Origin of the sequence: Chitinophaga sancti, from assembly GCF_034087045.1 — a bacterium.
In the GTDB taxonomy this organism is placed as follows: domain Bacteria; phylum Bacteroidota; class Bacteroidia; order Chitinophagales; family Chitinophagaceae; genus Chitinophaga; species Chitinophaga sancti_B.
Window position 1 is genome coordinate 7151777 of sequence record NZ_CP139247.1, and the last position, 11684, is coordinate 7163460.

The following is an 11684-nucleotide window of genomic DNA, read 5'->3' on the forward strand; positions in this document are numbered from 1 at the left end:
ATTGTCTTATGGAATGGGTTTTTATGGACTTCAAATATGACTGACCATCCAAATTACAGTTATGAGGTAAAAGGATGATTAGGAGTTTTACTAATTTTCGTTACGGTTTTTCCTAAAAGGGGGAATCAATGGAATATATTCCTTTTTCAACAGCATATCGCAACAGCCCGGTTACTGACCTGACCTTTAGCTTTTCTCTCAGATCCTGCTTCAGTTTTTCTACAGAGCGGACGCTCAAGAGAATTTCCTGAGCGATCTCTATATTATTTTTTTCTTCCCATAGTAGCCGCAGTAAGGCTTCTTCTCTTTCTGAGAGGGAATGATACGTAGGTTTTTTTGTCATACGGCTGCCATACTGCTGGTTGTGATAGAGCATTTCCGTAAATAAAACATTTTTATACAGCTTACCTGAGGCAATAACAGATAAAGCATTCAGCAGCTCGTCCGGATCCTCCTGTTTAGATATACAACCCTGAATACCCATTTCCAGCAGGTCGCTCATCCAATTGATATCCGTCATTATGGAAAGCAACAAAACACCGGCTGCAGGATAGAGCGTCTTTATACGAAGCAACCTTTCTCTTGCAGTCTTCTGGTAGATAGACACATCTGTTATTAATACATTAAAGTGCAGCGATTCCTGAACTGTATCCAGTTCTGACAGACATGCGCCATCAAATACCACCTGTATGTTATCTCTTCTATTAAGAAAATCACATAGCACCCTGCGGAACAAAAGATGTTCATCGACAATAGCAACTGTAATAGGATCAATCTGCATCGATCACCTGATTTAATTGTTTCACAAAAAGATCTCTGATATGGACACGCTGCGCATATGGGAAAATATGCCCGTTGAAGATGAAGTTAAATTTAAGGCAGTTCTTATATTCCTTCACCACAACCACCAACGCATAATGCGTCATATTTTCCCCCGTTTTCACATCATCATTTACTCGGCTTGCATGGTTTACTTCTTTATTATAGTCATAGTTATGATAATTGAAGAATACGGCTGAAGCAAGTGATTTGTCTGCATTGTCGGCAAAGAGTTCATGAACCAGCTTTTCAAACGGATAGGCATCATGATGCAGATCGTCCAGGAAACCAGATTGGACCTGCTTAAGATGGTTGATGATATTTCCCGGATCTGACAGTTTATTTCTAACAGCTACCAGGTTGGCAAAGAAGCCAATTAGCCCGGATACATCCATATCCTGGTAGCATCTTGAATTCCTTCCAGACACAGTTGTCATGACGGTAATATCCTCCTGATTAGTTAGCTGATGCAACATCAGGTACAATACACCTAGTAATAAACTGGTCTTCGTCAATCCATTCTTCCTGGCAAAACGGTCTACCTTTGCGTACAATTCAGCTTCGAGCAAGGCTGCCAGATTATTCATACCGGCGCTGTCGCTCTCGTAAGCAGGGAAGTTCACCGCCAAGCAGCTTCCTTGTAACTTATCCAACCAGTATTGCTGGCTCGCTTTCCCATCAGCATTGTTGACAAATTTGTGCTGCCAGGCGGAAAAATGCCGGTACTGATATTTTAAAGGGGCTGGGGCATTCCCTTTTAACACCGCTGCCGTATACAGCGTTGTCAGTTCCTTTTTCAGCACACCTATTGAATAACCATCGGAAATAATGTGGTGCATAGAGATCAATACCAGTGACCGGTTATCCTCCCAGTGATATAAATTCACCTGGAACAGCGGCCCTTTCGACAGGTTTGGTTCCCAGGTATGGGCAATTTTGATCAGACTTTCCTTATCATTTTCTTTTCCAGAAAGCATTGTTTCTTCTACCACTATCTGCAAACTACCAGGCGGTAATATTCGCTGCATGATACTACCATTAAACAGCACAAAGGATGTTCTCAATACCTCATGTCGGTCGGCAAGCTGGTTCACTGCTGTAGTGAGATAACTGATGTCTATATTGTCTGCTTCATATGGCACCACGATGAGATCATCTCCCTTCCTGAGCCAGTCGGAGAAATAAGCCAGTTGGTTATAGGATGGTACAGCCAATACAGCTGCAGGAATATGCCTTGCGATAGCTTCTATCGTTTTTTCTTCAAACAGGACTTTCATTGTGATGGAGGTACCCGTTGTATCCAATATTCGCTTAAGGATGACCATCGCCTTCAGTGAATCGCCTCCCAGTTCAAAGTAATCATCGTGGGTACTGATCCTGTCACGACCTAATACTTCTTCCCAGATGGATACAAGTGTGGTCTCTATTTCGTTTGCAGGTGCGATATATTTCTTCTCAATAGATGTAGCAGATTCATCAAACAATGGTAGTGCTTTTTTGTCTACTTTGCCATTAGTGGTTATTGGCAGCACTTCCAGTTGAACAAACCTGGCCGGCAACATGAAAACCGGAATATGATTGGTAAGATGTACAACGAGATCACTTGTATATAATGGTGCTGTGCCAACAACGTATGCCACCAGTTCTTTGCGATCTTCCTGCTCCTGCACTACTACTACCGCTTCTTTCACTTCAGGGTAAAATTTCAGGGCTTGTTCAATTTCAGCTGGCTCTATGCGGTACCCATTGATCTTTACCTGTTCGTCTTTTCGACCAAGGTATTCTATATTTCCATCTGGCAGCCATCTACCAAGATCTCCAGTTTTATACATCCGCTCACCGGCGATAAAGGGATTTGGAACAAATTTTTCAACCGTCTGTTCAGGTTTGTTCAGGTATTCCTTTGCCAATCCTGCGCCACCTACACATATTTCACCAGCTACACCGGCTGGCACCAGGCGATGATTATTATCAAGAATATAAACGGGACTATTACTAATGGGCAATCCAATGGGTACATTGTCTTTCGTAATAGTACCATGCGCCGGTATAGTCATGACTGTTACACAAATGCTCGTTTCTGTCGGACCATATGCATTAAAATATGTTCCATATTGCAGGTACTCACGGGCTTTATCTGCAATGGCAGCTTCACCTGCTGTAACTAGTTTTTTGATCGTCCGGATCTTATCTATTTCCAGCATCCTGAGGTAGGCTGGTGTGATCACGGCAAAACCTATATTGTTGCTTATAATATAATCCTGCAGCAGGTTTGGATTTTTGCGGGTTTCCTCATCTACAATATGCAGAGCCTGGCCGCCTGTAAGGGCGCAAAACATTTCAAATACCGATGCATCAAATGACCAGGAGGCCAACTGAAGACTATTGGTTCCTGCCGGTACATCCAACACTGGCTTAACCGCTTGAACTGTATTGACAAGTCCTCTGTGGGTAATCGCTACTCCCTTTGGTGCTCCCGTGGAGCCGGATGTATAGATGACATACATCAAATCTTCAGGCCCTGACCGTTTTTGTGGTCGCTGTCCAACAGTATTCGTAGGCATATCTACGGCATGAATAGGCCCTTCATAGAAATCCAGGTCAAACAGGTTCTCTGCTTTTGTGAGCAGCAATTTAATCCCTGTATCTTTGATAAGGTATTCTTTTCTGGTCCTTGGATATTCCGGATGAATAAATACATAAGCCCCACCTGCCTTTAAAATGCCTAAAATGGCAATAGCGATACTTTCTGACCTATCCAATACAATCCCCACAAGTTCATTACTTTTCAGGTCGTATGTTTGTTGCAGGTAAACTGCCAGTTCATTTGCCTTATCATTCAACGATGTATAGGTAAATGAAGCAACGCCTGATACGAGCGCAGTCTGATCAGGTGTAAGCAATACCTGCTCTTCAAAAAGGTCGGTAATTGTCCGGTCAGGATATACTATCGGTCTGACAGCCGCTTCCGGTAGCAATAATTGCTTATCAAGGCTGTCAAGGAATTCTAGCTGATTGATCGGACTGTCTGGTGATTCGATGATCCCAGTCAGCAATTGTTCAAGATGCCTGCCCAGCTGCGACACCAGCCAGTCGCTATATATATCACAATTGTATGCGATACGCAGTTTCAGGCCATCTGGCGTTTCGTTAAAGTCAAATACCATATCAAATACACAGGTAGCAGGAACGGCATCTCCATAACCTTCCATGGCCAACCCCTGATCACTTGTATACTGCGACTGCATGATCTGTCCCGCATTCTGTACAATCACCTGGATGTCGAACAGCGGATTACGGCTTCTGTCACGTTGTAGTTGCAGGTCTGCCACCAGCTTATCGAAAGGATAGATCTGGTGTTCATATGCTCCTAAAGCCACCTCTCTTACATTTTCAAGCAATTTATTAAAAGTATCATCTCCCTTAAATCTCGTACGTAGGGCAAGGGTATTCACATAAAAACCTATCTGATCTTCCAGGTCTGCATGTTCCCTGCCAGCGATGGGTGAGCCGATAACGATATCTTCCTGGGAGGTATACCTGTAAAGCAGGACATTAACAGCCGCCACCAGCCCCATGAACAGCGTGCTGTCATGTTCCTCCGCCAGCAGGCGAATACCATCACTGACCGGCTTGCTAAGCTTCGTCCTTACCGCAGCACCACGGTATGTCTTTACCGCAGGTCTGGGTTTGTCTGCAGGCAGGTCTATCACTGGTAATGAGCCTGCAAACTGCCCTAACCAATAGGCTTTGTGATGCTCCTGTTTATCCGCTGATAGCTGTTCCTGCTGCCAAACAGAAAAATCCTTATATTGAATGTGCAATGGTCTGAGGGCTGGGGCCTGCGCGTTGAGATACCCATGATAGAAGGACATCAGCTCGTGCATGATGATACTCCTGGACCATCCATCACTAATGATATGATGGGTGATATAGGTAAATATCCATTCATCTTCAGCGGTACGGATAAGGCTTGCCCTGATCAGCGGTCCTGCAGACAGGTCGAAGGAGCATGTAAAATCTTCCTGGACTAATTGTCTGGCCATTTCTACCCGGTCAGCCTTTTCACGCAGGTCATGCATAGCAATGTTAAAATTTAACTCCCCATGCAACAGAACAAATTGTTTCACATGGCCGTCCTCGTCTTCCCGAAATACGGTACGCATTATCTCATGCCGGGCTATCAGTTCATTAAATGCATATACCAGTGCATCACTGTTAAGTGATCCCCTGAATACCTGCACATCTTTTACATTGTAAGCAACGTTAACATCTTCAAAATGGCATAATATCCATAGGCGATATTGCGAAGCTGATAACGGGTATCCTGAGGAAGATACAGCCACAGGCAAAATAGGTACAAAGGTTTCCTGTCTGGCCGATTCGATGAATATTGCCTGATCTTCCAGTACAGGTATGGCGAATATGTCCTTCAGTCCTATATTAATTTCAAATGCCTTGTGGATAAGGCTTACAAGCCGAGTGGCCCTTAAGCTATGACCACCGACATCAAAGAAGTTGTCCTTTACACTGATCTCCTGTCTTAATAAGATCTCCTGCCAGATACTCAGTAACTTTTCTTCGGTTTTGTTACGTGGTGCAACAAAGGCCGATTGATCTGCTGCCAGGTATGCCTGCGGACGCGGTAATCTTTTTCTATCCACCTTACCATTCAGGTTAAGTGGCAGTTCATCCAGCTGAATAAGATATGCTGGCACCATAAATACCGGTAGCTTGTCAGCAAGGAAATATTTCACGGTGGGAGCATCGAGCTGCTTATCTGCTACATAATAGGCCACCAGTTCTTTCTCCCCATTGTGCAATACGTTTACTGTTACAACTGAAGACCGCACACCCGGACAAGTCTGGAGCACATGCGCTATTTCACCAGGTTCTACCCGGTATCCATTGATCTTCACCTGATCGTCCTTTCTACCAATAAACAGGATATTGCCATCTGGCATCCAGCGACCAAGATCCCCCGTTTTATATATGCGCTCATTTTCCCTGAATGGATCCGGGATAAATTTTGCTTTTGTCAGTTCTTCATTTTTCAAATAGCCTGTAGCCAGCCCACCTCCCACATGTATCTCACCATTTACACCAACCGGGCATAACTGTCCTTCATCATCCAGTATATAGGCAATGCTGTTGTCAATAGGGCGACCTATAGTTATAGGTTCAACACCTGGTGCGAGCGTAGCGGTGGTAGAAAAGGTAGTATTTTCAGTAGGCCCATAGCCATTGATGATACGCAGATCAGGATACTGCTGTTGTAAGAGATGAATATGTGTTGCAGATAACCGGTCCCCTCCTACCAGGATTGTTTTTAACTGATCAAATACCATGAGATCTTCATCCACAAGCTGGTTCAGCCATCCGGATGTAAACCACATTATGGTGACCCGATGCTGCTTAATAAGTGCAGATAGTTTTGTGCTATCCAGCAAAGTATTGTTGTCACACAATACCAGGATACCACCATTCAGTAACATGCTCCAGTATTCAAAAGTTGTAGCATCAAATGCAACGGCACCGGTAGACAATAGCGTATCTGTAGACGCTACTGCTGCAAAATTGCCTGGCTTTACCAACCGCACAACAGCACGATGCGGAATAAGCACGCCTTTAGGCATACCTGTAGACCCGGAGGTATACATGACATATGCAACTGCGGTGCTATCTATGTCAGATAAAGGGAATCGCTCGCATGCCGCTATAGCAGGTGCTTCGATTTCCATTTCCACCAGGCCTCCTTCAAAAGCATGTAATCCAGATATATAATCCAACTGGGTAATCACCACTTTACAACCTGCTTCCATTAACAAATACAGTTTCCTGTCATCGGGGAAAACAGTATCTACCGGCACATAGGCAGCACCAGCCTTCATTATACCCAGTATAGCAATGACCAGTTGTTCTGATCGCTCCATCAGGATGCCGACAAAATCGCCTTGCCCTACACCATGCTTTTCCTGCAGGTAAACCGCCAGTTTATCCGACTGTTCATCCAGTGTTGCATAGGTGAGGATGGTATTACCGGCTATAAGCGCTATGCTGGCAGGTGATAACGATGCCTGTTCGCGGAACAGTGCTGTAATTGTTTTATCGTGTGGGTAAGGAAACCGGGTATCATTAAATCCGTATAATAATTGTTGTTTTTCTGTATCACTCAGGTAATCCAGCTGTTTAACCGGCTTGCCTGGTTCATTCACAATCACGTCAAGCAGCTGCTCCAGGTGCTGCAACAACCGTTCAGCAGTACTGTGTTTATAAATATCAGTATTATATACAAGGCCAGCCCTAACGTAGTCTTCATGTTCAACAAAATCAAAGATGAGGTCAAATCTGCTGGAAATTTTTTTACCTGTTTGATAGTTACTGCCAGCCAGCCCCTGGAGATCGCCTTTTGCATCATTTTCATTTCTGGCATTCTGGAGTACGATACACACATCGAACAGCGGGTTTCTACTGCTGTCGTGCTGTATTTCCAGGTCTTTGATCAATTCATCAAAAGGATATTGCTGGTGCTCAAATGCATCCAGGGAAAGCTGTCCAATATATTGCTGCAGGTCTAGAAAGTTATCAGTTCCCTTAAACCTGGCCCTCAATGGAAGGGTATTGATATAAAAACCGATCTGGTCTTCCAACCCAGAATATTCACGACCTGCTGTCAGTGTACCGGTGATGATATCCTCCTGTCCGGTATACCGGTATAACAAAACGTTTACCGCTGCGGTCAGTGTAATAAACAAGGTACTTTCCTGCCCTTTATTCAATGATTTAACCCGGTCAATGGTTTGCTTACTGATCTTCCTGTTGGCAAATGCACCATTGTAGGTCCTTCTTACAGGCCGGGGTTTATCTGCCGGCATTTCAAGCACCGGTAATTCTCCTTCAAATTTCTCCAACCAGTAGCCCTTATGTACGTCCAGACTACCATCATGAAGCCGGTTATGTTGCCATACGGCAAAATCTTTATATTGTATTTTCAGCTTAGGCAGTTCCTGTACATCGCCATTCAGGTAACCATTATACAGGAAGAGTAATTCTTTTATCAGAATGCCCTTTGACCACGCGTCGCTGATAATGTGATGCATGACATAAGTAAAGATCCATTTATCATCTGACAGGCGTATCAAAGCTGTGCGGATAAGCGGGCCGCAGGCAAGATCAAATGGTGAGTGAAATGCTTCGTCAACCAACTCCCGCGCCTTCTCTTCCTGTCCGGCCTGATCACTGAGGTCATGCACGACCAGCTGAAAGAATGGTTCGTCGGCAGACAAAATAAATTGTTTCACCTGTCCCTGCCTGTCTTCCCGGAACACTGTCCTCAATATTTCGTGACGGTCAATGAGGGCCTTTAATGCCGCATTCAGCGCACCTGCATTCAGATTACCTTCAAACACATGTGCAGCAGGCACATTATAGCCAACATTGCCTTCTTCGTATTGACTCAATACCCAAAGCCTGTATTGAGATGAAGATAACGGATAACCAAACAATGATGCCGGCGCCGGTTCAATGGGCGCCCATGACGCATGGCGGGCATTGGCAATCAGCCTTGCCTGGTCTTCCAGTACAAGTGTTGCGAAAATATCCCGGAGACCTATATTTACCTGGAATGTTTTATGTATCAGGCTGACTAACCTGGTAGCCCGTAAACTATGTCCGCCAATATCAAAGAAATTATCCGTTACACTCACCTGTGCTCTATTCAATACTTCCTGCCATAAACCCACCAGCTGCCGTTCTATGTTGTTGCGTGGTGCTACAAACCCCGCATTAGCGGCACTTTCCGGAGCAGGCAAACGCTTTCTGTCAATTTTACCATTTGCGGTGACAGGCAGTTGGTCCAGTCTGAGCAGGTATGGAGGAACCATATAGCCAGGCAGGCTGTTAGTCAGGTAGGTACGCAGTGTGGGCACATCAATTTCTTCAATGCTTACCCAATAGCCTACCAGTTCTTTATCTCCACCCAGGTGCGTACGGGCTGTTACAACAGCGGCAGAAATACCTTCGAAGGCCAGCAATGTACGCTCTATTTCGGCTAACTCGATGCGATATCCGCGGATTTTCACCTGATCATCTTTCCTCCCAAGGAAGAGGACCTTGCCGTCAGGAAGCCATAGGCCATTATCGCCTGTCCTGTAGATACGTGCTGTTTTACCAAACGGATCCGGAACAAACTTTTGCGCAGTCAGTTCCGGACGGTTCAGATAGCCGGCAGCCACACCACGGCCACCAATGTATATTTCCCCTGCTACACCCTGTGGTAGCAGACTTCCATCTTCATTCAGTATATAGATATCTGTATTCCCAAATGGTTTACCCAGTGGAATATTACTTTCAATTTTGTCTACCTTGTTTAACAGTTTACCTATGGTTGTTTCAGATGGCCCATAGTGATTATATACTTCACAAATAGCAGGTGCCTTCCGGATGATTTCGATCACATCCCCCGTAAGGGCCTCACCGCCGAATATCAGGCACTTTTCAGGCAGGAACAGCTGCTCCCCATCCTGCAGGGCCTTCCAATGGGAGGGTACAATCTTTATACAATCCAATTGCTGCCCGGCCATCCTTTTTGCATCAATCGCTTCCTCCACAGAAAATATCTGTAAAGTCCCTCCGGTTAATAATGCAGCATAGACAACGGTATTCCCCAGATCTGCCGCCATTGTTGAAACAAGTCCAAAACTACTACACGCGTTAACATTCGTAGCCGCCAGCAATCCATAGAAATAATCTATAACGTTGCCATGCGTCACCATCACCCCTTTGGGTTGTCCTGTGGTCCCTGACGTATATACCACATACGCGAGGTGTTCCGGACTGATTACGGGACTTATCGGAGCAGATGAAGGAATAGTATCAATCTGTATATCCAGCGCGAAAATATGTCCCTCAAAATAGTCTAAATCAAATACATAGTCCGTTTGGGTAACCAGCACCTTTACTTCTGCATCTGACATGATGTAAGCCTGTCTTGCTTTGGGAGTATCGGGTTCGATTACGATGTAAGCGGCTCCCGCCTTTAACACCCCCATGACAGCAATGAGCACTTTTTCTGACCGCTCCATCATGATGGCTACCCGGTCATTAGCGCCTATCCTGCAGTCTGTTGTCAGGTAGGTTGCCAAACGGTTTGCTTTTTCATGCAGTTCCTTGTAAGTCAGCTGGTTATTACCAGCAATCAGCGCAATTGTGCCGGGTGTTTTCTCTACCTGCTCATCAAAGAGAGAAGCAATATTTTTCCCTTCGGGGTATGTTACAGCCGAAGCTCCAAAATCTTCCAGTAACTGGCTTCTTTCAGATTCATCCAGTATATCCAGTTTTTTTAAGGTCAACGCAGGGGCACCCGTCACTGCATCGATCAGATGCTCCAGGTGAACAGCCATACGATTGATCAGCTGCTCATCATAAATATCTTTGTTATAAACGATTCTCAGTACCAGTTCTTTTCCGGTATCAGTGACAAAGAATGTCAGATCAAATTTATTGACCACATGCGACGCCCCATCAAAACTACTGACACGTACACCGTTTAACTTCTGCTCTTCTTCGCGGCCTGAAATATTAATATTCTGCAGCACGACCATCACATCGAACAACGGATGCCTGCTGTTATCACGCTCTATATTGAGTGCATCGACCAGCTCATCAAATGGATAAGCCTGATGCGAATAGGCACCAAGCGTAACTTCGCGTACTTTATTGAATAAATTACTGAAATTATCATTTCCATCAAAACGCGTTCTCAACGGTAGGGTATTGACATAAAAACCAATCTGGTTTTCGAGCTCCAGGTTCTCCCTGCTTGCGATGGACGTACCTATTATAATATCTTCCTGCCCGGTATATTTATAAAATAATGTATTCACCAGCGCAAGCATCCCCATGAACACGGTACCCCGCTCATTTGCAATCAGCTTTTTGATATTTTCTGTAAGCCGGGAATTGATCGTATAATTACAAACACTACCTTGTTCACTTTTCCTGGCAGGCCTCACCTTACCTGTCTGTAGTTTTAGTACCGGGATGTCACCTTCAAACTGCTTTAACCAATACGCACGTTGTTGCTTCCCCTCCATACTGACCAGTGTATGCTGTTGCCATACTGCATAATCTTTGTATTGGATTCGCAACTGTTTAAGCGGGTTGGGTTGTCCGTTGAGATGTGCATTGTACAGGGTCAACAATTCGCGGATCAACACACCGGTAGACCATGCATCACCAATAATGTGATGCATGAAAAAACAAAATACCCAGCTGCCCGATCCGGTCTGGTAAAGTGTGGCGCGAATTAATGGTCCTGCTGAAAGATCAAACGGTGCACTGATTTCCTTCAGTATAAGTTCATTTAAAGCAGCTGCATCTCTATTACGAAAATCGATGCGGGTCAGGGTGATGCCTGCTGCATCAGGTTCTTTCACATACTGTTTCACTTCTCCTGCGGCATCAGACTGGAACACGGTCCGTAATACCTCATGGCGGAGTATCAGGTTATTAAAAGCATAATCAAGTGCAACCTGGTCAATTTCACCTTCAAAAACATGGATACCTCTCAGGTTATAGGCTGCACTATCTGGTTCCAGCTGGTTCAGCAACCATAACCGCTTTTGCGAAGATGAAAGCACATAACCCGTTTCGCGGCTGGCCAATGGTATCAAAAAATCAGACGTATCTCTCATTGCTGACCCACCATTGCCTGACAAGATCTGTAAAAGTTCCGCCTTACGCTTTTTGATTTCAGCTATCAGCGATGGATCCGGACTCGTTTCTGCGAAAACTTTCAGTTCGCCGTCTACAACTTCCAGCAGGATATTATTTTCCTTCAAATCCATCAATAGTTTTTTCATATA

At 44.8% G+C, this 11684-nt stretch carries 2 protein-coding genes; both read right to left on the minus strand.

The annotated features are described in order from the left end of the window. Positions 1-112: 112 nt before the first annotated feature. Positions 113-781 (minus strand): response regulator transcription factor, encoded by a 669-nt coding sequence (locus SIO70_RS28620; protein ID WP_320576659.1) that lies wholly within the window; start codon positions 779-781, stop codon positions 113-115. Continuing rightward, on the minus strand, positions 771-11681 hold the full coding sequence (locus tag SIO70_RS28625) for a non-ribosomal peptide synthetase (protein WP_320576661.1): 10911 nt from the start codon (positions 11679-11681) through the stop codon (positions 771-773). Before SIO70_RS28625 ends, SIO70_RS28620 begins: the two co-directional genes overlap by 11 nt. Between the last annotated feature and the right edge of the window lie 3 nt (positions 11682-11684).